At 62.2% G+C, this 22,672-nt stretch carries 20 protein-coding genes; 8 read left to right on the top strand and 12 right to left on the bottom strand.

The window, feature by feature from the left end; genetic code table 11:
• Positions 1-405: 405 nt before the first annotated feature.
• From WN982_RS30185 to WN982_RS30170, 4 genes are read left to right on the top strand one after another with little or no spacing between them, the layout of a single operon-like run.
• The gene (locus tag WN982_RS30185; RefSeq protein WP_341319218.1) at positions 406-1,524 is read left to right on the top strand and encodes a branched-chain amino acid ABC transporter substrate-binding protein; all 1,119 of its coding nucleotides are present in this window, start codon (positions 406-408) and stop codon (positions 1,522-1,524) included.
• A 25-nt stretch (positions 1,525-1,549) separates the two neighbouring features.
• The gene (locus WN982_RS30180; RefSeq protein WP_341319217.1) at positions 1,550-2,449 is read left to right on the top strand and encodes a branched-chain amino acid ABC transporter permease; all 900 of its coding nucleotides are present in this window, start codon (positions 1,550-1,552) and stop codon (positions 2,447-2,449) included.
• A 3-nt stretch (positions 2,450-2,452) separates the two neighbouring features.
• Positions 2,453-4,261: an ATP-binding cassette domain-containing protein gene (locus WN982_RS30175; protein WP_341319216.1), complete on the top strand. Its 1,809-nt coding sequence runs from the start codon at positions 2,453-2,455 to the stop codon at positions 4,259-4,261.
• A complete protein-coding gene (locus WN982_RS30170) occupies positions 4,249-4,980 on the top strand; it encodes an ABC transporter ATP-binding protein (protein ID WP_341319215.1) in 732 nt (243 codons plus the stop codon). The genes WN982_RS30175 and WN982_RS30170 overlap by 13 nt, the downstream gene beginning before the upstream one ends.
• A 55-nt stretch (positions 4,981-5,035) precedes the next feature.
• Here the strand turns inward: WN982_RS30170 and WN982_RS30165 are convergent, their stop codons facing one another.
• The 12 genes from WN982_RS30165 to WN982_RS30110 form a co-directional block, all read right to left on the bottom strand.
• Positions 5,036-5,293: a hypothetical protein gene (locus WN982_RS30165; RefSeq protein ID WP_341319214.1), complete on the bottom strand. Its 258-nt coding sequence runs from the start codon at positions 5,291-5,293 to the stop codon at positions 5,036-5,038.
• 158 nt (positions 5,294-5,451) lie between these two features.
• Positions 5,452-8,274 carry a molybdopterin-dependent oxidoreductase gene (locus tag WN982_RS30160; RefSeq protein ID WP_341319213.1) on the bottom strand — a complete coding sequence of 941 codons (2,823 nt, stop codon included), beginning with the start codon at positions 8,272-8,274 and terminating at the stop codon, positions 5,452-5,454.
• A 13-nt stretch (positions 8,275-8,287) separates the two neighbouring features.
• Entirely contained in the window at positions 8,288-9,559 is a 1,272-nt protein-coding gene (locus WN982_RS30155) for an FAD-dependent oxidoreductase (RefSeq protein ID WP_341319212.1), read from the bottom strand.
• Entirely contained in the window at positions 9,556-9,903 is a 348-nt protein-coding gene (gene nirD, locus WN982_RS30150; RefSeq protein ID WP_341319211.1) for a nitrite reductase small subunit NirD, read from the bottom strand. Before nirD ends, WN982_RS30155 begins: the two co-directional genes overlap by 4 nt.
• 32 nt (positions 9,904-9,935) lie before the next feature.
• Positions 9,936-12,476, bottom strand: a complete 2,541-nt coding sequence (gene nirB, locus WN982_RS30145; RefSeq protein ID WP_341319210.1) for a nitrite reductase large subunit NirB — start codon at positions 12,474-12,476, stop codon at positions 9,936-9,938.
• 385 nt (positions 12,477-12,861) lie between these two features.
• The gene (locus WN982_RS30140; protein WP_341319209.1) at positions 12,862-14,196 is read right to left on the bottom strand and encodes an MFS transporter; all 1,335 of its coding nucleotides are present in this window, start codon (positions 14,194-14,196) and stop codon (positions 12,862-12,864) included.
• 174 nt (positions 14,197-14,370) lie between these two features.
• On the bottom strand, positions 14,371-14,718 hold the full coding sequence (locus WN982_RS30135) for a hypothetical protein (RefSeq protein ID WP_341319208.1): 348 nt from the start codon (positions 14,716-14,718) through the stop codon (positions 14,371-14,373).
• A gap of 111 nt (positions 14,719-14,829) precedes the next feature.
• Positions 14,830-14,988 (bottom strand): hypothetical protein, encoded by a 159-nt coding sequence (locus tag WN982_RS30130; RefSeq protein WP_341319207.1) that lies wholly within the window; start codon positions 14,986-14,988, stop codon positions 14,830-14,832.
• Positions 14,989-15,016: 28 nt separating this feature from the next.
• A complete protein-coding gene (gene phbB, locus WN982_RS30125; protein WP_341319206.1) occupies positions 15,017-15,760 on the bottom strand; it encodes an acetoacetyl-CoA reductase in 744 nt (247 codons plus the stop codon).
• Between the two features lie 161 nt (positions 15,761-15,921).
• Positions 15,922-16,491: a phasin family protein gene (locus WN982_RS30120; RefSeq protein WP_341319205.1), complete on the bottom strand. Its 570-nt coding sequence runs from the start codon at positions 16,489-16,491 to the stop codon at positions 15,922-15,924.
• Positions 16,492-16,792: 301 nt separating this feature from the next.
• Positions 16,793-16,990, bottom strand: coding sequence for a hypothetical protein (locus tag WN982_RS30115; RefSeq protein ID WP_341319204.1), 198 nt, complete (start codon positions 16,988-16,990; stop codon positions 16,793-16,795).
• A gap of 974 nt (positions 16,991-17,964) precedes the next feature.
• A complete protein-coding gene (locus WN982_RS30110) occupies positions 17,965-18,186 on the bottom strand; it encodes a hypothetical protein (protein WP_341319203.1) in 222 nt (73 codons plus the stop codon).
• 251 nt (positions 18,187-18,437) lie between these two features.
• On the opposite strand from WN982_RS30110, the gene WN982_RS30105 reads away from it, so the two are divergent.
• The 4 genes from WN982_RS30105 to WN982_RS30090 all read left to right on the top strand — a co-directional run bounded on the left by WN982_RS30105 (position 18,438) and on the right by WN982_RS30090 (position 22,625).
• On the top strand, positions 18,438-19,145 hold the full coding sequence (locus WN982_RS30105) for a response regulator transcription factor (protein WP_341319202.1): 708 nt from the start codon (positions 18,438-18,440) through the stop codon (positions 19,143-19,145).
• Positions 19,055-21,031: a 7TM diverse intracellular signaling domain-containing protein gene (locus WN982_RS30100; protein ID WP_341319201.1), complete on the top strand. Its 1,977-nt coding sequence runs from the start codon at positions 19,055-19,057 to the stop codon at positions 21,029-21,031. Before WN982_RS30105 ends, WN982_RS30100 begins: the two co-directional genes overlap by 91 nt.
• A 1,113-nt stretch (positions 21,032-22,144) precedes the next feature.
• Complete coding sequence (locus WN982_RS30095) at positions 22,145-22,339, top strand: Flp family type IVb pilin (RefSeq protein WP_341319200.1); 195 nt, start codon at positions 22,145-22,147, stop codon at positions 22,337-22,339.
• A 67-nt stretch (positions 22,340-22,406) separates the two neighbouring features.
• A complete protein-coding gene (locus WN982_RS30090; protein WP_341319199.1) occupies positions 22,407-22,625 on the top strand; it encodes a Flp family type IVb pilin in 219 nt (72 codons plus the stop codon).
• Positions 22,626-22,672 lie beyond the last annotated feature (47 nt).

Here is a 22,672-nt window from a genome sequence, read left to right as displayed (position 1 = left end):
ACCAGAGTTGGCGCTTTAGCGCTTACTCTGGTCCCATGCTTCGCACTCCGGTCCCATGCAAAGTTGCTAGCCGTTCAAATATAGCGCTGGCGAAGCTTCGAATGGTGGTTTATACGCGGATACCCTATCCCGTCGAATGTGCGGCGAGACCTATCATGAAAGGAGCACTTTCGTAACGGCGCTGCGATGAGCCCGCCTGACAAGCCATTGATCTGGCAGGTCATGCACGGCACGCGAACGCGCGTTTTCGTCCGTTTTCTGATGTCACCGGTCTATCCGCGTGGCGGATCGCTTCGATCCCTTTCACAATAAGGAGTCGCTAACATGATTGCTCAGAAGAATGGCGCACCCGGCGCAGTTCGCGTCTTGCGGCGAACGACAATCGCGGCCATGGCCGCTCTGGCCGTGCTCGCCGGCACGGTCCCCGGTTTGGCGCGAAGCCAGGGCGCGACCATCAAGATCGGCGTGCCCGTGCCGTTGTCGGGCAGCAGTGCCAATGCCGGCCAGGACATCGTCAACGGCGCCAAGCTGGCCGCCGCCAAAATCAATGCGGCTGGCGGCGTGCTCGGCAAGCAGATCGAGCTGGTGCCGGAAGACGACGCCTGCGACGCGCAGACAGCGGTGCAAGCGGCGCAGAAACTCGTCGATGCAGGCGTTGCCGCGGTGGCCGGCGGTTACTGCTCCAGCGCGGCGCTGCCGGAATTGACGACCTTTCACCGCGTCGGCATTCCCTACGTGCTGGACGCGTCGACCAATCCCAAACTGACCGAGATGGGCTACGAGAACGTGTTCCGCACGATCGGCCGTGACGACGAGCAGGGTCCGTTCGCGGCCAACTTCATCAAGAACTTCCTGCACGCGAAACGTGCGGCGGTCATCAACGACAACACGACCTATTCCAAGGGCCTCGCCGACAACACGGTGGAAGCCCTGAAGAAGAACGGCGTCGATGTCGTCTACGACGATGCGATCACGCCCGGCCAGATGGACTACTCGCCGACGCTGACTCATGTCGCCTCACTGAAGCCGGACGTCATCTATTACACCGGCTATTTCGCCGAAGCCGGCCTGCTGGTGAAGGAGGCGCGGCAACTGGGCCTGAAGATGACGCTGATGGGCGGCGACGCCACCAACGACCCCACGCTGATGAAAACCGCCGGCCCCGCGGCCGACGACATGGTCATCACCACGGCGCCGCTGGCGCAGTTCCTGAGCGCCGCGCACGGCTATGTCGACGACTATACGAAGGCCTACGGGCAAGCGCCCGGCCCCTATTCCGTCTACGAATACGATGCCGTCGGGGTCACCGCAAAAGCGATCGCGAACGCAAAATCGACGGCGCCCGCGGCGATCAGTGCTGCCCTGCACAAGATCTCGGGCTACCAGGGCGTGACCGGAACGATCGGCTTCAACCCGAAAGGTGACCGCAGCAACGCGGTGTATATCGTCATCACCGTGCGCGGCGGCAATTTCACGCCCTACCAGCGGCTCGATGCAAGCGGACACTGGGTGGCGATGAAATAGGCCCTCTCGCGCGCCGCGCTCGCCCATGAGCACCTTTTTCCAGTTCGTCGTCGAGGGGCTGACGACCGGCTCGTTCTATGCTCTCGTCGCCCTCGGCTACACGATGGTCTACGGGATCATCCGGCTGATCAACTTCGCTCACGGCGACTTGTTCATGGTCGGTGCGTTCGTCGGCTGGACCGGTTTGACGGTGCTTGCCGCGGCGCACCTGCCACTCGCCCTGGCACTGCTGATTGCGCTCGTCGCCTCGATGGCGGTCACCGGCGCACTGGGTCTTGCGATCGAGCGGCTGGCCTACCAGCCGCTGTTACGCGCGCCGCGGCTTTCGATTCTGATCACGGCGCTCGGCGTTTCTCTCGCGCTGGAGAATGGCGTGCTGCTGCTCTACGGCGCCGGCTTCAACACCTATCCGCACGTGCTCAGCCAGGCAGGATTCGATCTCCACGGTGTGCAGGTCACCTTTACACAGATAGGCATCATCGTGGTGAGCCTTGCGCTGATGCTGGCGCTGTATTTCTTCGTTCATCACACGTTCCTCGGCACGGCGATGCGCGCGCTGGCGATCGATCAGGACGCGGCACGTCTGATGGGCGTCAATGTCGAGCGTCTGATCCAGTTGACCTTCCTGCTGGGTTCGGTGCTGGCCGCCGTGGCAGGGGTCATGGAGGGGCTCTACTACACGCAGATCAATTTCTTCATGGGCTTCGTGCTCGGTCTTCGCGCTTTCACCGCCGCGGTTCTCGGCGGCATCGGCAATATTCCGGGCGCGATGGCCGGCGGCATCCTGATCGGCCTGCTCGAGGCCTTCGGCGCCGGCTATGTCTCCTCGCAGTGGACCGATGTGCTGGTGTTCGGCGTGCTGATCGGTGTGCTCGTGATCAAGCCGACCGGCTTGTTCGGCGAACGCGTCGTCGAGAGGATGTAGGCCATGAGCGCGACGCGGGCTTCAGCGCGTTGGCGCCGCCCTGCGGCCGGCGCCGGTCTTCTTGTCGCCGCCGTGGCGTTGCCGGCTGTCGCCAGCAGCTATGTCGTCGATGTCGGCCTGACTATCGCCACCTATTCGATCCTCGGCCTCGGTCTGAATATCGTGGTCGGTTATGCAGGGCTGCTGGATCTGGGCTATGCAGCCTTCTTTGCAATCGGCGCCTACACGACGGCGCTGCTGGAAACGCTGCTGCACTTCTCGTTCTGGGAAACGCTGCCGTTCAGCCTCGCGTTCGCCGGTGCGTCGGGTATCGTCATCGGCTACCCCACCCTGCGCCTGCGCAGCGACTACCTGGCGATCGTCACGCTCGGGTTCGGCGAGATCACGCGCATCATCGCCACCAACCTGCGGATTACGGGCGGCCCGAACGGCATCTACGGTATCGACAGCCCCAGCCTGTTCGGTTACGAGATCAACTCGCCCCATGCGGTCTACGAACTGGGTATCGTGTTCCTCGTGCTGGTGCTCGTGTTCGCAATCCGGCTCGGCCAGTCGCGGCTCGGCCGCGCCTGGACCAGCATCCGCGAGGACGAGTCGGCTGCCGAGGCCGTAGGCGTGGCGACGTTGCGCGTCAAACTGCTGGCCTACGTGATGGGCGCATTGATCGGCGGTTTTGGCGGCAGCCTGTTCGCTGCGCGCTTCGGGACAATCGACCCGACCGGTTTCACTTATCTGCAGTCCGTCACGATCCTGATCATCGTCGTGCTCGGCGGTCGCGGGAGCATTCCTGGCGTGATACTCGGCGCCGTGATCGTTGCCGGCCTGCCCGAGATGCTGCGCTTCCTCAACCTTTGGCGCATCTTCGGGTTCGCGATCGGGCTGGTGATCCTGATGCTGCTCCGGCCGCAAGGGCTGTGGCCGGCGCCGCTGCGCCGCGTGGCGCCGCCGCGCGAGGGCGCCGGCGCCGCAGCGACCGTGCCCCGCGAGACCGTCACCGAAGAGATCCTGCTCGACGTGCGCGACATGCAGCGCCGCTTTGGCGGTGTGCTGGCGGTCGGCGGCGTCAGCTTCACGGTGCGCAGCGGTGAGATCCTCAGCCTGATCGGTCCGAACGGCGCCGGCAAGACCACGGTGTTCAACTGTCTCACCGGCGTGATCCGCACGACCGGCGGTCAGGTTCTCTGGCGCGGCGCCTCGCTGGTCGGCGGAGCGCCGCACCGCATCGTCCATCGAGGCATCGCGCGCACCTTCCAGGGCATCCGCCTGTTTGCCAACATGACGGCCTTCGAGAACGTGCTGATCGGCATGGACCATCGGCTCCGCACGCAGCTGATCGCCGAGCTGCTTGCGCTACCCTCCGCTCGTTCCGAAGCTGCCGATCACGCGGCAGAGGGCCTCGGCTGGCTCAGCTTCGTCGGCCTCGGTCCCCGGGCGGGCGAACGTGCGGCCGACCTGCCCTATGGCGATCAACGCCGGCTGGAAATCGCCCGTGCGCTCGCCAGCAACCCGCATCTCCTGCTGCTGGACGAGCCGGCAGCGGGGATGAATCCGACCGAGAAGCACGCGCTGATGGAATTGATCCGGCGTATCCGGGATCTTGGCGTGACGGTGCTGCTGATCGAACACGACATGATGCTGGTGATGGGCGTGTCGGACCGGATCATCGTCATGGACCATGGCGTCATCATCGCCGAGGGTCCGCCAACCGAGATCCAGGCCGACCCGCGCGTGATCGACGCCTATCTCGGTACCGCCGGGATAGACGAAGCGGCCGACGATGCCGGCGGGGAGAAATCGCTGTGGGACTCCTAGAAATTCGCGATCTGCACGTGAGCTATGGGAACGTCGAGGTTCTGCATGGCATATCGCTGGACGTCGCGGAAGGTGAGATCGTGGCATTGCTCGGCAGCAACGGGGCGGGCAAGACCACTACGCTACGCGCCATTTCCGGCCTGATTCGCCCACGTGCGGGACAGATCGTGATGGCCGGGCACCCGCTCACCGGACTGCGGGCCCACCAGATCGTGGCCTTGGGTCTCGGTCATGTGCCGGAGGGCCGCCGCATGTTCGGGGCGCTGACAGTCGAGGAAAATCTGCGGCTCGGCGGTTATCTGATCAGGACCGACGGCGCCTTGCTGGAACGGCGAATGACCGAGGTCTATCAGACTTTCCCGCGGCTCGGGGAGCGACGCAGCCAGTTGGCGGGGACGCTCAGCGGTGGCGAACAACAGATGCTGGCAATCGCACGCGCCCTGATGTTGCGGCCACGCGTCATCGTGCTGGACGAACCGTCCATGGGACTGGCGCCGAAGCTGGTCCGGGTGATCTTCGGCATGATCGCCAACATCTGCAACGAAGGCACCTCGATCCTTCTCGTCGAGCAGAACGCACGCCAGGCACTGCGCATCGCTCATCGGGCCTACGTGCTGGAAAGCGGCCGCATCGCACTCGCCGGCCCTGCACGGGATCTGGCGCAGGATAGCCGGGTTCGCGCGGCGTATCTGGGCGGCAGTGCCATAGCGGCAGAGTGACAAATATGGCGCGCTGTCGATCAGCACAGTGCTGCGCGCCGATACGGCACCACCTTCAACGCAATCGATGGCGATGCGAAAGTGGCGTGCCGGGGTGCGCCTGCCCCACGGCCGCGCTCTGGTTGCGGCGGCGTGCACGTTCATGTCGCCCTCGTTCGCTCAGATTCGAGGCGCGAAGGTTCGCCGTATGCCGCAGGTGTACTTCCCTGACGCCCTCTGAACCTGACGGAGTGACGTTGCCGTCGTCATTGCGAACGAAGAAAGTATCGCCGGGTTTGATCACAGCCAGCATGGTTTTGAGTCTCTTCATCATGAAACTTCAGTCTCCTGTTTTTGGCGCATCAGCTGCCGCGACTACCCGCGCGCCACCCTGCGGTTATGTCACTGGTGGGCCAATCCGATCGCCTGCCTGAATGCAACGGCTCGATGCCTGGTTCTGCCGGATATCGACGCCTCGGCCTGGCGTCAGTTTCAGGCCGTGCTCAACCGTTCCAGCTCGGTGTCGACCAGCAGCTTCTTCAGCTCCGGCACGCAGGACCCGCAGTTGCCACCGGCCTTCAGGCACGCGGTGATCTCCGCCGCAGTCTTTAGCCCTTGCTCACGGATCGCCGTGCAGATCGTGTTGCGCCCGACACCGAAACACGAGCAAACCGTGGGCCCCGTATCGACGCCCTTGCCAATCGGCTGTCCGAGCAGCAGGCCGACGCGATCCTCCTCGTCGAGCCTGCCCTTCCCGAACAGGCCCGCGAGCCACGCACGCGACGGCAACGGCAACTCGGGGCGCGCCGATACGAAGATGCAACTCTCGATACGCTCGTCGACCAGGTGCACGGCGCGATAGATGCCCGCCGTCCTGTCCTCGTACTCCAGCCAGTCGGCGTGCGGATCGTCAATACCGAACAGCGCTTGCGCCCAGCCGCCGTGATCGGCGAGCGGCTTGCGACCTGCAAGTTCGTAGCGCACGAACTGCGTGCCGTGGACGCGCGTCCAGTAGGTCATGCCGTCCAGCACCGGGGCGTGACGGCTCAACGAGAAACCGTGCCAGGCGACGTCAAACCTGTCGATGCGAACCGGCGTATGTTTGAACTCGGGCTCCCCGGAGACCGGATCGACCTCGGGATTCACCACTGCGCCGACACGCGCGTCGGACGCAACCTGATCGTTCCAGTGGATCGGCACGAACACGCTGCCACGCGACATGCCACCGCCATGCTGCACACGTGCGACCATCGTGCCCCAGCGGCTCGACACGCGCGCGAGTTCACCTTCGCGCACACCGCACGACAGCGCGTCCTGCGGATGCAAATCGACGAATGCTTCCGTCACGTGGCCGGCGAGCTTCTCCGACTTGCCCGTGCGGGTCATCGTGTGCCATTGGTCGCGCACCCGGCCGGTATTCAGCGTCAGCGGATACTCGCCGTCCGGTGCATGGACCGGTGCGCGCGGGGGTGTCGCGACGAAACGCGCCTTGCCGTCCGCGTGGGCATAGCGGCGATCGCCGAAAAGACGCGCGGTACCACGCGGCGCCGCGCCGTTCGCCGCCAGCACCGGCCACTGGACCGGCTGCAGCGCATCGTAACGTTCGCGGCCGAGGGCGACGAGCCCGTCCAGATTGAACACACGCGGCACATCGCCTTCGATGTGTCCGTTGCCTGTTTTCCCGTGGCTGTCAATGCGCTCGCTACCGTTGCCGGTCTCGTTGCGATAAGCACTGAGCCGCGCATGTTCGTCGAAGATCTCGTGCGGATCCGAAAAGTCGAAGCCGGCATACCCCATCCGCTGCGCGACGTCGCAGATGATCTGCCAGTCGGCGCGCGCTTCGCCCGGTGCCTGGAGGAACGCCCGTTGGCGCGAGATCCTGCGCTCGGAGTTGGTGACGGTGCCGTCTTTCTCGCCCCAACCGAGCGCCGGCAGCAGGACGTGGGCAAACGCATTCGTGTCCGTGTTTTCAACGATGTCGGAGCTGACCACGAGCTCGCAGCGCGCGAGAGCGCGCTTCGCCTGATCGCCGTCGGGCAAGCTCACAACCGGGTTCGTGCCCATGATCCAGACGGCCTTGATCCGGCCTGTCTCGATCGCCCCGAACAGCTCGACCGCCTTGAGTCCCGGCCGCTCCGCGATAGCGGGCGCCCCCCAGAAAGTCTGCACGAGTTCGCGATGCCGCGGATTGTCGAGCTCCAGGTGTGCCGCCAGCATGTTCGCGAGGCCGCCCACTTCACGTCCGCCCATCGCGTTCGGCTGCCCGGTAAACGAGAACGGCCCCATCCCCGGCTTGCCGATGCGACCTGTCAGCAGATGGCAATTGATGATGCTGTTGACCTTGTCAGTGCCGGAGGTCGACTGGTTCACGCCCTGAGAATAGACCGTCACCACCCGCTCGGTCCGCGCGAAGAGCCGATAGAACTCGAGCAGATCGTGTGGGTCGACCTTGCAGGCCTTCGCGCATTGCGCGAGGTCAAAGCCGTTCGGCGCGTCGGTTGAGGCGGCATCGAGCGCCTGCGCGTAGCCGGTCGTATGCGCATCGACGAAGCCTGCATCTGTCGTGTCGTGTTCCGCGAGAAAACTGAGCAGCCCGTTGAACAGCCGGACGTCGGTGCCAGCCTTCAGCGGCAGGTGCAGGTCGGCCATCTCGCAAGTCGCGGTGTAGCGCGGGTCGATCACGACGACCTTCATATCGGGTCGCGTTTCCTTGATCTTGACAATCCGCTGGAACAGGATCGGATGGCACCACGCGGTGTTCGATCCGACCAGCACCACCAGGTCTGCCAGTTCGAGGTCTTCGTAGCACACCGGCACCAGGTCTTCGCCGAACGCACGCTTGTGCCCCGCGACCGATGACGACATGCATAGGCGCGAATTGGTGTCGATGTTCGCGCTGCCGATGTAGCCCTTCATCAGCTTGTTGGCGACGTAGTAGTCCTCCGTCAGCAGTTGCCCCGAGACGTAGAGCGCGACCGCATCCGGGCCGTGCTGATCGATGATCCGGCGAAAGCCGCCGGCGACCGTGTCGAGCGCCTCGCTCCACGACACCTCGTGCAATTCACCGCTGCCCGGCTCGCGCAGCTTCGGTTTCAGCAGGCGTCCATCGAGCCCGACCGTTTCGCCGAGCGCCGAGCCCTTCACGCACAGGCGGCCGGCGTTTGCCGGATGGCGTTCGTCGCCGGCAATGTCGGGCTGGCCGTCCGGGCGTGGCGTCGCGAGTACGCCGCAACCGACGCCGCAATAGGGACAGGTGGTTCGGACCGCGTCACGGCTACCGTCAGGTGTGTTGGAAATGACGATGGGAAAACTCACGTTCGATTCCGGTTCAGGCGGGCTGCGCCTCGCACAGGGCTTTGCCGAACAGCAGTTGGCTGCGCAGCGGAGAAATGTCGGTCCGGTTCTGGATCAGCTCGAAGTACCACGCTCCGTCCTTGACGTCGCCGTACAGGACCGCACCGATCACCCGGCTATCCTCGATCACGAGGCGCTTGTAGACGCCTCGTCGCGGATCGCGCAGCACAAGGTCTTCACTGTCCGGGCCGCCTGCGAAATCACCGGCAGAATAAAGGTCGACGCCGGTGACTTTCAGCTTGGTCGCTGTCGCGCGCTGCACGTACCGACGGTGGCCCGCACCGGCCAGGTGCGCGCCGCAGACACGCGCCTGGTCCCAGATCGGCGCGACGAGGCCGAAGGTCGCGGTCCGGTGCTGCACGCATTCGCCGACGGCGTAGACACGCGGATCATAGGTCTGCAACGTGTCATCGACGACGATCGCTCGCTCGCAGTGCAAGCCCGCCTGCTTCGCGAGCTCGATATTCGGGCGCACCCCGGCCGTCATGACAACCAGGTCGGCGGGGATCTCCATGCCGTCGTCAAAACGCACCGCGGTGACACGCTCCGGCCCGACGATCTCGGCGGTGCGGGCCTTCAGCAGGAAACGCAAGCCCCGGCGCTCCAGCGTCTGCAACAGCAGGGCCGACGCGCTCTTGTCGAGCTGGCGGTCCATCAGGCTGTCGGTGTCGTGCACGACAGTGACCGACATGCCCTGGCGCATGAGCCCGTTGGCCGCCTCCAGCCCGAGGAGACCGCCGCCGATGATCACTGCGTGTCGGTGACTGCGCGCTGCGGCGAGCATCGTTTCGACGTCCTGGATGTCGCGAAACGCAATCACCCCCGGCAGCCGGTGACCCGGCACCGGAATCACGAATGGCGTGGAGCCGGTCGCGATCAGCAGCCGGTCGTAGCCCACCTCGATGCCGCTTTGCGAGCGCACGATGCGGCGCGTGCGGTCAATCGCGGCCACCGGGTCCCCCGCATGCAGCCGGATACCGTTTTCTGCATACCAGTCACGCGTGTTGAGGATGATATCGTCGACACTCTTCTCGCCCGCGAGCACCGGCGACAGCAGGATGCGGTTGTAGTTGCCGTACGGCTCGGCGCCGAATACGGTGATGTCGTAGAGCTCCGGTGCGAGCTTGAGCAATTCCTCGACAGTGCGCATGCCGGCCATGCCGTTGCCGACCACTACGAGACGCGGGCGGGAAGGCGCGGTGAGCGATGCGCCTCCTGAGCTCTGCGCTGGGTATTCGTGTCTCATGCCGCGACCCACACCTTGCCGCTCTCGACGCGCACCGGGTAGGCGTTGACGGAATTCTCGGGCGCCTCGAGGCACTCGCCGGTGCGCAGATCGAAATGATGCTTGTAGATCGGCGAGGCCACCACGATGCGCTCACCGAGGTTGCCGACCAGCCCGCGCGAGAGCACCGCCGCCTGAGAACCCGGATCGAAGTTGTCGATCGCGAACACGCTGCCTTCACCGTTCGCGACGTGAAATACCGCGACCTGCTCGCCATTCACAAGCGCACAGACGCCGGTATTCGGAACAATGTCGTCGAGCGCACACACGGGCATCCAGGATTGCGGAAGTCGATCGTTGTTCATGCTGAGTTCCTCAAGGTAGGTGTGGTGGACGGTCAGGCGGTCTCGACGACCACGGGAATCGCCGCCAGCTTCGATTGCCGCTCAACAGGCGTCGCAGGCCGGATCTGGCCGCGCTCTTCGACGAACGTAACGGTGCTGTCGGCCTGATCGCTGTTGACGAAGTGACGGAAGCGCTTGCGCGTTTCAGGATCGGTGACGGCCTTTTTCCACTCGTCTTCGTAGGTGTCGACCACGTGCTGCATTTCGACTTCGAGTTCCGCCGCGACACCGAGCCGGTCGTTGACGACCACGTCGATCAGATACCCGAGGCCGCCTTCGAGGTTGTCGCGCCACACGCTGGTGCGTTGCAGCCGGTCGGCGGTGCGCACGTAGAACATCAGGAAGCGGTCGATGTAGCGCACCAGCGTCTCTTTATCGAGGTCCGACGCAAGCAGTTCGGCGTGGCGCGGCTTCATGCCGCCGTTGCCGCATACGTAGAGATTCCAGCCCTTCTCGGTCGCGATGATGCCGACGTCCTTGCCCTGCGCTTCCGCGCATTCGCGGGTGCAGCCCGACACGCCGAACTTGATCTTGTGCGGTGTGCGCAGGCCCTTGTAGCGGTTCTCGATCTCGACCGCGAGGCCCACCGAATCGCCGACGCCGTAGCGGCACCACGTCGAGCCGACGCACGATTTCACGGTGCGCAGCGACTTGCCGTACGCATGGCCCGATTCGAAACCGGCGGCGATCAGTTCTTCCCAGATGAACGGCAGCTGCTCGACGCGCGCGCCGAACATATCGATCCGCTGACCGCCGGTGATCTTGGTGTAGAGGCCGTATTTCTTCGCGACCTGGCCGACCGCGATCAGGCCGTCGGGCGTGACTTCGCCGCCCGGCATGCGCGGCACGACCGAATAGGTGCCGTCGCGCTGGATGTTGGCGAGGTAGTAATCGTTGGTGTCCTGCAGCGACGCGTGCTCTTTCTTCAGCACGAATTCGTTCCAGCACGACGCGAGGATGCTCGCCACCGCCGGTTTGCAGATATCGCAGCCGAGGCCGTGACCGTGTTTCGCCAGCAATTCGCCGAAGCTGCGCACGCCCTCGACACGCACGATGTGATACAGCTCCTGGCGCGAATACGGGAAGTGCTCGCACAGGTGGTTGTTGACGGCGAGCCCCTCCTTCTTCATCTCGGCCTTCATCACCTGGGTGACGAGCGGCACGCAGCCGCCGCACGACGTGCCGGCGCATGTCGCGCTATTTACAGCGCCGATACTGGTCGCGCCCGCGCACACCGCCGCGCAGATTTCGCCTTTGGAGACGTTGTTGCACGAGCAGATCTGCGCGGCCTCGGGCAGCGCGTCAACCCCAAGTCCCGCCTTGGTCATGCCGTCGCTTTGCGGCAGGATCAGGAATTCCGGCGCTTCCGGCAACTCGATGCGGTTCAGCATCATCTGCAGCAGCGTGCCGTATTCGCTCGCATCGCCCACCATCACCGCGCCGAGCAGTTGCTTGCCGCACTCCGACACCACCAGCTTCTTGTAGACCTGTTTGCGTTCGTCGCTGAACTGGTACGCGCGGCTGCCCGGCGTCTTGCCGTGCGCATCGCCGATGCTCGCGACATCCACGCCCATCAGCTTGAGCTTGGTGCTCATGTCGGCGCCGCCGAAACCGGCTTGATCGCCCAGCAATTGCTTCGCTGTGACGCGTGCCATGTCATACCCTGGCGCCACAAGGCCATACACCATGCCGTTCCACGCCGCGCATTCGCCGATCGCATAGATGTCAGGATCGCTCGTGCGGCAGGTGTCGTCGATCGCAATGCCGCCGCGCGGGCCCAGTTCCAGCCCGCAGGCACGCGCAATCTCATCGCGCGGACGGATACCGGCGGAGAACACGATCATGTCGGTGTCGAGATGCGTGCCGTCAGCGAACTGTATGCGGTGGGTGCCCGATTCGCCATCGACGATGGCGAGCGTGTGCTTGCCGGTGTGGACCTGCACGCCCAGTTCCTCGATCTTGCTGCGCAGAACCCGTCCGCCGCCGTCGTCGACCTGCACCGCCATCAGGCGCGGTGCGAACTCGACGACATGCGCGGCCAGTCCCATATCACGCAGCGCCTTCGCGCATTCAAGCCCCAGCAGGCCACCGCCTACCACCACGCCCGACTTCGCCCGCGCGCCGCACGCCTGCATCGCTTCGAGATCTTCGATGGTGCGATAGACAAAGCAGTCCTCACGATCGCTGCCAGCCATCGGCGGAACAAACGGCGAGGAACCGGTAGCGAGCACCAGTTTGTCATAGGACAGCGTCTCGCCGGTCGAGATGCTCACCGTGTGGGCCTCCCGGTCGATCGAAACCGCCTTCGCGTTGAGCCTGAGCAGCACGTTCTCACGCTCGAAGAAGCCTGGCTCGACGAGCGACAGGTCTTCAGCGGATTTGCCGGAAAAGAATTCAGACAGATGCACGCGGTCATAAGCGGGACGAGGCTCCTCGCACAGCACGGTGACGTGCAGCGCGGCGCTCCCGTCGTCCAGAAGGCATTCCAGAAGCTTGTGACCCACCATTCCGTGGCCAATGACGACAACGTTCATGACTGGAGTTCCATCCATTTCCAACGCGCTTCGCGGCATGATTTTCGTCCGGCAAATAAAAAGGCGTCCCGCGGATTCAGTCGCCAAGTGACTGAATTCGGGGGACGCCGTTGTCCAAAACAAGCCAGTGATCTAAAGAGTGACTTTTACTGCATGCTGGCCGGATCATCGTTGATCCGCTGCCCTGAGTTATGCAAAGGCCGTGCCATACGAGACAACTCACCGCCGTTGAGCCTTGCGCAGGCGAAAGGCGTATCGCAAGACGTGTCCGCCCAGAGCGGTTTGACGCATTCTGATGCGGCAGAGCACAACGGTGGTGCGGCGCAGCACCTTCTCCGTGCGGCGCGTGATGGATGACGACAGCCCTTATGCGAAAGCGATTCCGTCAATTTGCAAGGCCGTTGGTGCCGGCGGCCGTCAGCGCGTGCTCGCGCAGCGCCGCTTCTCGTGCCTTGTGTTCGCTGCTGAAGCGCACCACCAGCGCGCATAACGCGGACAGCGTGACCAGCATGCCGAGCATTGCCAGCGTCTGCTGGACGCTGCCGACGCCTTTCATCAGGAAGCCGGCGGCTACCGCTCCGACATTGCCACCGGCGCCAATCACGCCCGCGACGCCGCCCAGCGCCTTGCGGTCGATGAACGGCACCAGCGCGTAGGTCGCGCCGCAAGCCATGTGCGTGAACAGACCGAAAACCAGCATGGCGATCACGGCCAGTGCGATGCTGTCCGCGTGCGCGAAGCCCACGAGGCCCAGGCCTTCTCCAACGATCAGCGCGAACAGCAAGGTTGCGCGGACGTCGAGGCCTCGACGCGCGGCAGCCTGGTCCGACAGCCAGCCACCCAACGCGCGGGCAAACAGTGCGAGCAGGCCGAAGCTGCCGGCGGCGATGCCTGCCCCCTTCAGCGACAGGTGGAAATGATCGACGTAATAGATCGCGGCGACGTTGTGAATGAAGACCTCGACGCCGAAACACGCTGCGTAGGTGATGAACAGCATCCAGACGCGATAGTTCGCGCAGGCTGCTCGAAAGCTCGCCCAACCGCCCTTCTTGCCGCCGTCGATGGCGACTCCGCGCGCCCGCAGTTCGCCAAAGTTTCCTTGCGGGCAATCCTGTGTGAAGCGCCAGTAAAACACCGCCATAACCGGCATCGCAAGGCCCGGCACCACCAGCGCGAGGCGCCACGCCGAGGAGTGCTCCGCACCGAGCGCCATGATCGCCGCCAGCATCAGCGGCACGAGCGCCTGTGCGGCGCCTGCCCCGGTATTGCCCCACCCGGCCGTCGCCGCGTTGGCGGTGCCGACCACGTTCGGCGCGAACATCATCGAGGTGTGATACTGGCTAATGACGAAGCAGGCGCCGACCGCGCCGATGCACAGGCGGCACAGCAGGAAGCTCCCGTAGCCAGTGGACAGTGCGGCGCCGAGCACGGGAAATACACCCGCGAGCATCAGGCCACAATAGACCTTGCGTGGGCCGTAGCGGTCGCATAGCGGACCAATCACCAGGCGCACGAGGATCGTGACGGCGACCGCGGCGATATTGATATTGGCGACCTGGTCGACGGAAAGCCCGAATTCGCTCTTGATCAGCGGCATCAATGGTGCACAGGCGAACCACGCAAAAAAGCAGACGAAGAACGCCATCCACGTCAGGTGGAAAGCACGCATCGGTGGCGTGCGCAGGCTGAAGATGTCGATGCGAGTTGCTTTGTCTGTCATCGTCGTTCCAGAAAAAATAAAAAGCGTCCCGCAAACCCAGTCAGATGACTGGATTCGGGGGACGCCGTTGTCCAAAAGCCCGTTGTGAGGTTGCTGCTATTAGTTCGACTGAAGATAGATCGACTTTGATCCTATGCGGGCTCTATATGCATATGCCGTGCCACACGGGGAAAATCAGTGTTCGGCGTGCCAGGAAGCCGGAGAAAGCGATGCCACATGACGCATCCTGTCGGCGGGACGACATATTTCGACGCCAGGCACAGAAATGGTGCGGTACAGCACTGTTCCCGTGCGATGGGAAAGGTTGTGGCGCGCGGTCGACCAGCACGGTGCCGGGCGCACAAAAAAAGCCAAGGCAGTGAAGCCTTGGCTTATAGGCGATTCTTCTGGTTGAGAGGAACAGCAGAATCCGAGGGTGGCCACCGCGCCTGAGAACGCGGCGGCCCAGTCACAAGATATCGCCGTTTCATTGTCGCGCGAATCGATGTTTACCGCCATGGCGTACGATGCGGCGGTAGCCATTGCGTAGGTGTTGCCGGTGCGCGTCTACTGATGAAACGGATGTGCCCATCCATTCAGGCAACGATGCGAAGCCCCCCGGTACTGCAATAACAAGGTAGGGAACACAGTAGCTCAATGCCGGGCGTTGCTCCAGTGCGGCCAGTAGTGGCGGTGATCCAGCTGTCTGAGCCGTTTTCGACGCATTTGCTCCCGGTAATAGTGAGCGGCGACGAACACGGGTGCCATCGCCAGCACGAACGAACCCACAACGATTGCCACTGCTTCGCTCATCGGAACCTCCATTGGAGACCTGTCCGCTTCACTGCAGGTGTTGCCCGCCGTTGATCGCAATGTTGGCTCCAGTCACGAAGCCGGCTTCGCGCGAGCACAAGTACAGCACGAGTGCGGCGACTTCGTCGGGCTGTCCGAGCCGGCCGACCGGAATCTGCGGAACGATCTTCGTCTCGCGGATTTCCTCGGGCACCGCCATTACCATCTTCGTTGCGATATAGCCGGGCGAGATCGTGTTGACGGTGACCCCTTTCTTCGCCACCTCAAGCGCCAGCGATTTCGTGAAGCCATGCATGCCGGCCTTCGCCGCCGCATAGTTGGTCTGGCCGAACCCGCCCTTGGAGCCGATGATCGACGACACGTTGATGATGCGGCCCCAGCCACGCTCGACCATGCTGTCGCACACCGGCTTCGTCATGTTGAACACCGAATCGAGGTTGGTCCGGATGACCGCGTCCCAATTGACCTTGTCGAGCTTCCTGAAGCTGGCGTCGCGAGTGATGCCGGCATTGTTGATCAGGATGTCAACCGGTCCGACTTCAGCGCTGATTTGCGCCGCGCATCTTTCGCACGAATCGTAGTCGGCGACGTCGACCGTGTACGCGCGGAATTGTCGTCCCTGTGCTTCCATCCGTGCGAGCCACTCGTTCGCACCGGTGTTGCCCGGCGAACAGGTAACCACGACCGCATAGCCGGCGTCATGCAGCTTGATGCTGATCGCTTCGCCAAGTCCGCCCATTCCACCCGTCACCACCGCGATCTGCTTTGCCATCGAATCGTCCTCATAAAAGCTGGCGTCATGCTCATCTGGAGCAACACTGCCGTCAGTTCAGTCCAGGAATTGGATGTACTGGAAGCCGGAATCCCCTATCCATAAGGAATCCTTGATATATTACAAAAACCATACCGCGGGCATCGCTGCCCGCGCCAGTTCTATCGCTTCGTGCCCGCCGCTACGGGAGCTTGCTCGGGTTTGCTTCGCACGGCCTTTGACGCTGTGGCTGTGAGTGCATCAAAATTACTCCCGGCAACCTCCATGGCCTGCTGCCCCGTTTTCTGCAGCGTTTCGTACAGGGTCGTGGTGGAGGTAATCGCGGATTTCCACGCAGCGATCGCTGCTTCGGAACCTGCGGGAGCACTCTTCGCCGCTTCCTCGACGAGTGTCTGCACGCGACCGTTATACCGCTCATACTGCGTCTGTGCGAGTTGTGTGACTTCAGCTTGCGTGGTCGACACGATGTCCAACACTTGCCGGCCGTATGACAGCGATTTTTCCGCGAAAGGCCCGGTGAAACCTGCTTGCAGCGCGAACCACTGCTGCGGGTCGGTCGTGCCGGGCACCTTCGCCACGTTCTCCTGCGCCTCGGCCAGCGTGGACCTGACGACCTGCAGGTTCAGCGCGACCAGTTTTTCGACGCCTTCAAAGACCTTCCCCGTCAACCCGAAGAATGCGTCGAGGTTGGCCTTTGCGGCAGCAACATGCTCGGGACTCAATATAGTCATTGTTGAATTCCTCAAAATTCGGTCCGGCGCGCGAAACCCCGATCGGACGGGTGTGTTGCGGCGGATCGCGATGCTGGATAAATCGAAGTGCAAGGACGCCTGCCAGGCAGCACGCGTCGCGAGGACTTCGGACGGTCGTTACATCAACAGGCACTACAACTTAAAACCCCAACTGAGACGCTTCGTTCATGACTGTTTCGTCGGCGCGATCGCCGTGTGCAGTAGCAGTATTCGTGTCGAACATGGGGGACAGCAAATGCTGCGATTTCATTAAGGGCCGGGAGATGGACGTCCCAAATGCCTAGCGCATCCGGGCGACGGCTTTGAGAATGGAATCGCCGTCGCTTGTGACTTGAGGACGTGGGCGTCCTGACGCGAGGTTTTCCAGTGATATGAGTTGCTGCTCGAACAGAGTGTCGAGCTCGGCGCGGCCCAGCTCAATCTGGTCCGGCGCATTCTTGATGAGCATTAAGGTAGCGAATTCATGGGGACTCAGCATATCGTCTCCTCGATTTAGTCTGTCTGCGCGGGAAGTACTAATTACGCTCTCCAGCGTGGATGCCCGGCAAATATTTCTGCCGTCTCCGAGAAGCGATCATTCGAGAAATCGGATCACGGAGACGTCATCATAACCGCTCAATTTCCGAATGCAATATGCAGAATGCTTTTTATTGGAAAAGCCATTTCGTCTGCTGATTACTTTTGCATAACATGGCAGTGCATTGCCACCCACAACGCCACCGCCGACACCAGCGGATGCCTGCCTGGTATGGCCCACGGGTTGATCCGAATCGCATCAAAATTTGAATAGATAACTTAACCAAGGATGGTAGTTTATTTTTTACTGCATTGTGCGAGTTTATATTTGAATATTGTATTTATAGGTCATCGTTTTCTTGAGGCGGCTATCCATAGCTCAACATTGCGAAATATTTATTACAGCGCACGTGAATTTGCTGCGTTGCCCGAATTTCAATCAGCGCAAAGACTGAACAAGCGTTGACTTCTGCCGCTGTCGCGAAGGAACGGCAGAAACCTGTACGACAGGCAAATAGTGGGCTTGGGGGCGGTACGTTCTGCGTCTCTGATAGCGGTATGATGGTCGTTGCTGGTCACAAAAGCGTAGGAGGAAATCATGCCCTCGAACCCGACCACACGACCGATTTACCCCGTCCACGGCGTGATGCCAGGCACCAAGTCGCCGGCTCCTGAACCTGCGCCGGACACTCCGGATGACGTTCCTGATGCCGCAGAAGCGGAGCCGGTCCCGCACGAGCATCTACCGAGCAGGTCAGACGACAATTGAGCTACCTGCGTGTTTAGCCTGACGCTGCCCAGCCGTGGTCCGTGCAGCCGACCTGGACGAGCACGAGAAAAAAGACTTTGGGTCAATGTTGACGGAGTTGTCGTGATGTGCACCTCACGACAACTCCGGATACGTTCATAGAGCCGGTTAATCGTGTGCTCCGAACTTCAGGCGCATGAAAACCGCGGGGGTGCGCAACGCATTTCCAACTGCTTTAACATTTCATCCAGCCGCCGTACGCGCCTGAGTTGCGCCGGCACTCGCACAGCAGCGTGAATCGCGTCGATCCGCGCACGCCAGTGCGATAGAGGAATGCACTCCGCGCCGGAAATGTGCGCGAGCACCTGTTCAAGGTGCCGAATGTCTTTTTCGATCTGATGATGGTCCATAACGGATTCCCCTGGCGCGCCATTGTTTGTGATCTATCATTGGCGGCGGGCACCGATTTGAACCCCTGGCATGGCCACTCACAATACCTGGAATCAGGTAAGCGGCCACCAGCGCGCCTGTCGTACCTACCAAATTCCAGGGATGGCCGATTCCCTTGCGGCGTGTCATGTTGCATGACTACCGGCACCGTTGTGGCCCACGCAATCAGCACCGTCCGTTATCCCTTCGCTCATCCCTTCTCGGACCAACGATGCCTCTGCCCTCTCCCCTGCCCGTGGAATCCGTATTACCCGGACCGGTCGCCATCGTCGAAGACGAGCCGATGATGCAGATCCGTCTGCGCGCAATCCTGTCGACGCTCGGCTACAAGGACGACATGCTGTCGTTCGCCGGCAGCATCGCCGAGGCTGAGGCGCTGTTCGACGAGCAGCCGTTCGCACTTGCACTGGTCGACGTCGGCTTGCCCGACGGCAACGGTATCGACCTGATCCGCGGTTTGCACGAACGGGACGCCGCGTTACCTATTCTGGTAATCGCCGCGTGGAGTACTGAGCAGGTCATCGTCGCGGCGCTGCAGGCCGGTGCGACGGGCTATCTGTTGAAAGAGCGCGACGACGTCGAGATTTCGCTGTCGGTACGCAGCGCGCTGCGCGGCGGCGCGCCGATCGATCCGTTCGTCGCGAAACACATACTTGAACTGCTCGGCACCGCAGAAGCGAAATCGCCAGGCCAGGATGTCGAGCGTCTACAAGCTGCGCTCCGGTCTCCATTGAGTCCACGCGAGATCGAGATCCTGAATCTGGTCGGTAAGGGGCTGACCAACCGGGAGATTTCCGATTTGCTGTCCTTGTCGAGGCTGACAGTGGAATGCCACATCAAGAACATCTACAAGAAACTGGCCGTCAACTCGCGCACTCAGGCGGTATTCGAAGCGCGTTCGCACGGCTTGCTGCCCTGATCGGGGCGTTCGTTCTGCTTCATCTGGGCGCGGCGCACGCTGCCGCGCCGCTGGGCGCTTCGCCCAACGAATCCGTTGACCCCGCAACCGTCCCGCTCACCCGCGTCGAAGCCGTACGCTCCGGCTGGCAGGCGCATGAACCGCCGGAAACCGGCTGGACCGACGTCACGCTGCCCGACATCTGGACGACGCGCTGGCCCGATTTCGACGGCGTCGTCTGGTATCGCGTGACGTGGAACCAGCAGTCGACGTCGCAACCCCTCGCCGTGGCGCTCGACTACCTGAACATGGCCGGCGCGATCTATTTGAACGGCGCACTGCTGCGCGAGGATCCAGATCTTGTCGAACCGATCAGCCGGATGTGGAATACGCCGTGGTATCGCGTGCTATCGGCACGCGAAGTGGTTCCGGGCGAGAACACGCTGCTGATCCGCGTATCCGGACTCGCCGCCTATCAGCCAGGACTTGGGCCGCTCGTGGTCGGCTCGCCACACGCCGTGCGGCCGCTTTACCGGCATGCGCACCTGATGCGGCACGATCTGCAACTCTTCAGCCTTGCCATCACGGCGACGCTCGGCTGCTTTTTCATCGCGCTCTGGTCGATGCGGCGCACGGAAACCGCATACGGATGGTTCGGTTTGATGTGTCTGGCGTGGTGGTTGTGGGCCATGAACCAGATCACGACGAGCACGTGGCCGTTTTCGTCGAACGACATGCTGGAAGCGGCCGACGCGGTCATCTTCCACGCCTACTGTGTGTTCTTTTCGATTTTCGTGTTTCGCTTCTGCAACCGCCGCTCATGGCGCGTCGAAGTCGTGTTGTGGCTTAGCGTGGCGGCCGGCATTGCAACGTTGCTCGTCGTGCCGACGTCGCTTTTGCCCACCGTGCGTATCGTAATCATTGCCGCGTCGGTGCTGATCTTCTTCGCCAGTTGTTTTGTGTTTTTGGCCCTCTCCGCGAAAAGCCGGCGTACCGATCACCGGATCCTGTCGGTGTGCATCGTGACTTTTATCGTCGCGGCCATTCACGATCTGCTGACCCTAACCGGCGTACTGCGCGACAACCTTTACTACACCACGTTCACGTCGCAACTGCTGATGGTAGGCATGGCCTTCGTGCTGGCGTGGCACTTCGTTGCGAACCTGCGCCGGATCGAGCGCTTCAACGACGAGCTTAAGGATCGTATCGACGACGCCCGCTCCGAACTTACCGCGACGCTGCATCGCCAGCACGAACTGGAAGTCGTGAATGCGCGGCTCGGCGAGCGGCTCAGTCTCGCTCACGATCTGCACGACGGCCTCGGCGGCACGCTCGTCAGCAGCATCGCGACGCTCGAACATGCGCCGCACAGTATTCCCGCCGAGCGGTTCCTATCGATCCTGAAGGAGCTGCGCGACGATCTGCGTATCGTCATCGATACCGCTGCGAGTCACGACCTGGGCGAACATGCGCTGATCGACCTGATCGCGCCGCTGCGTCACCGCATGACGCGTCTCTTCGAAATCCGGCGCATCGACTGCGCATGGCGAGTGTCGGGTCTCGACATGATCAACCTCACTGCCTCTCAGAATCTCGACGTGATGCGCGTGCTGCAGGAAGGGCTGACGAACGTACTCAAGCACAGCAATGCGACGAGCGTCCAGATCGATCTGAATTACGACGACGGCGCGCTGCGTCTCGCCATAGAAGACAACGGGACAGGTTTCGATCCGGCAGCGGTCGACGTTTATCGCGGCACCGGCATGCGCAGCATGCAAACGCGCGCGGCCCGGCTCGGCGCTGAGTTTTCGGTGCTGTCCACGCCCGGGTCGACCGTCGTGTCGCTCGCGTTGCAACTGCGCGCGCCGGAGCCGGTGTCACTTCGAGCGGACGCGCGTGGCCGCTGACGCGGTTCAATGCTTGCAGGATCAAGATGTCATGCTGGCCTCGGGGTATCGACCTTAAACATGAACAGTCATTCATCGAGGGCTGTACGCGGTCAGACAGAAAAGCACACATCGGTTGCAGTTTCAGTCGACCAAAACGGTCGAAGCTACGGTCGCGGCGCACTCAGAAGCTGCCGTTGAACTTGAGCGAGCGGCACCACGACACGCGAGGAGCCATTCGCCACATCTGAAAATATCAAGCGCCGTGAGAACCAAAGACGCAACTGACGTATCGGCGTTGTAACAACCTGTGCCAGTTTCTTTTGGGTAGCCGGATCAGTGCCGGCACTGCGCGTCATCGGTGTATCTCCTTACCAAAATAGTTCGGCTCTGTGTTCGAGCGAACATTCTTCGGATGAGCAAACAATCATTCGGCGAGCCGTCGCCGTATCGCAGCCCCCGTGATCCTTACCTTTTCCGGCGACGGGTTGGCCCGTTTTTCTCATTAAAAACAAGCAGTTAGGGTGCCAAGGCGGGCAGTTCCCATTCGCACAGACGTAGCACTGATCGCAACAACACGTGCCCCCGGTCCCAACCATATTTCGTAAGTAGCGGTGAAGCACTTTTCCGGCTATTTGGGCCGATTTCGCCAAAAAGCTTCTCAAAACTAAGACATTCTGGACGTCGCCAGCGCTCCGGGTCTTTTGCTTGTGCGAAACATTCAATGCCATCAAGCCCTTCGACGGGCTGGCATTCTTTTCGCTAATTGTCTCGCAACGGTGGCGCGCTGCTTGAGCAGTAAAGGGCGCCGCGGTTTCAGGCGCCGTAGAACTGCTGACGGGGGTATCAATTCCGCGGCGCCAGAAAGCTTCGGCACATAACCAACCTTCAAGGACGGTAGTGCCGACGGCGGGGAACAGCGATCACTGGCGTCGACGGTTATCGAAGTTTCCGCAGTGATGGCGTTGGGGAGGGGGAACGGCTGGAGCACACGATACCGAAACGATGCGCTCCAGTACTGAACCGGTGAGCCAGGCCAATTCCGGCTGCGCAGTCAGCAGCCTTTCATGATTGCTCGGTCCCGCAGCGGGCATGTTTGGGTGTACTAAAAACTTCTTTTTCAAGGAGCTTCAAATGCAAAAGACTCTCGACCTGATCCGTGATTTCGCCCGCGAAGAGGATGGTGTGACGGCGATTGAATATGGTCTGCTGGCTGCGCTGGTGGGGGTGGCCATTATTGCCGGCGCAACAGTTCTCGGCACGGGCCTCAATACCCTGTTCAACAACATCGGCGGAAAAATGAACACCGCCGCCGCAGCAGCAGCATAAGCCGCGGCAAGGGAGCTGCCCGTGTCTCCTTCAGGGCAGCTCCTTGCGTCGCACTGGCGAAGTGCGCTTGGGGAAGGAACTTTTTCTGGGGGCTCAGATGCAACGGATTCGCGATCTGATTCGTAACGTCTTGCGAGAAGACGACGGCGTGACGGCGATCGAGTATGGCCTGCTCGCCGCGCTGGTAGGGGTGGCCATCATTGGGGGCGCAACAGCTCTCGGTGGGGGCCTCAATACCCTGTACACCAACCTTGGTGCGTGGTTTAACGCTATCACGGTGCCTTAAAAATTGAGAAAAGGGCTGGCCCTTTCATTCTTTTGGGTCGGCTTCCT

The organism is Paraburkholderia sp. IMGN_8 (assembly GCF_038050405.1).
Classification (GTDB): Bacteria; Pseudomonadota; Gammaproteobacteria; order Burkholderiales; family Burkholderiaceae; genus Paraburkholderia.
The sequence above is the reverse complement of the archived record's forward strand: the minus strand, read 5'-3'. Positions and strand labels throughout refer to the sequence as shown.

Excerpts from the sequence above, each read along its gene's own strand:
- phbB (WP_341319206.1), bottom strand. The coding sequence starts at position 15,760 with ATGGCAAAGCAGATCGCGGTGGTGACGGGTGGAATGGGCGGACTTGGC.
- nirD (WP_341319211.1), bottom strand. The coding sequence starts at position 9,903 with ATGAACAACGATCGACTTCCGCAATCCTGGATGCCCGTGTGTGCGCTC.
- WN982_RS30105 (WP_341319202.1), top strand. The coding sequence starts at position 18,438 with ATGCCTCTGCCCTCTCCCCTGCCCGTGGAATCCGTATTACCCGGACCG.
- WN982_RS30140 (WP_341319209.1), bottom strand. The coding sequence starts at position 14,196 with ATGACAGACAAAGCAACTCGCATCGACATCTTCAGCCTGCGCACGCCA.
- WN982_RS30130 (WP_341319207.1), bottom strand. The coding sequence starts at position 14,988 with ATGAGCGAAGCAGTGGCAATCGTTGTGGGTTCGTTCGTGCTGGCGATG.
- WN982_RS30135 (WP_341319208.1), bottom strand. The coding sequence starts at position 14,718 with ATGGCTACCGCCGCATCGTACGCCATGGCGGTAAACATCGATTCGCGC.
- WN982_RS30095 (WP_341319200.1), top strand. The coding sequence starts at position 22,145 with ATGCAAAAGACTCTCGACCTGATCCGTGATTTCGCCCGCGAAGAGGAT.
- WN982_RS30165 (WP_341319214.1), bottom strand. The coding sequence starts at position 5,293 with ATGATGAAGAGACTCAAAACCATGCTGGCTGTGATCAAACCCGGCGAT.
- WN982_RS30100 (WP_341319201.1), top strand. The coding sequence starts at position 19,055 with ATGCCACATCAAGAACATCTACAAGAAACTGGCCGTCAACTCGCGCAC.
- WN982_RS30175 (WP_341319216.1), top strand. The coding sequence starts at position 2,453 with ATGAGCGCGACGCGGGCTTCAGCGCGTTGGCGCCGCCCTGCGGCCGGC.
- nirB (WP_341319210.1), bottom strand. The coding sequence starts at position 12,476 with ATGAACGTTGTCGTCATTGGCCACGGAATGGTGGGTCACAAGCTTCTG.
- WN982_RS30120 (WP_341319205.1), bottom strand. The coding sequence starts at position 16,491 with ATGACTATATTGAGTCCCGAGCATGTTGCTGCCGCAAAGGCCAACCTC.
- WN982_RS30110 (WP_341319203.1), bottom strand. The coding sequence starts at position 18,186 with ATGGACCATCATCAGATCGAAAAAGACATTCGGCACCTTGAACAGGTG.
- WN982_RS30180 (WP_341319217.1), top strand. The coding sequence starts at position 1,550 with ATGAGCACCTTTTTCCAGTTCGTCGTCGAGGGGCTGACGACCGGCTCG.
- WN982_RS30115 (WP_341319204.1), bottom strand. The coding sequence starts at position 16,990 with ATGCTGAGTCCCCATGAATTCGCTACCTTAATGCTCATCAAGAATGCG.
- WN982_RS30155 (WP_341319212.1), bottom strand. The coding sequence starts at position 9,559 with ATGAGACACGAATACCCAGCGCAGAGCTCAGGAGGCGCATCGCTCACC.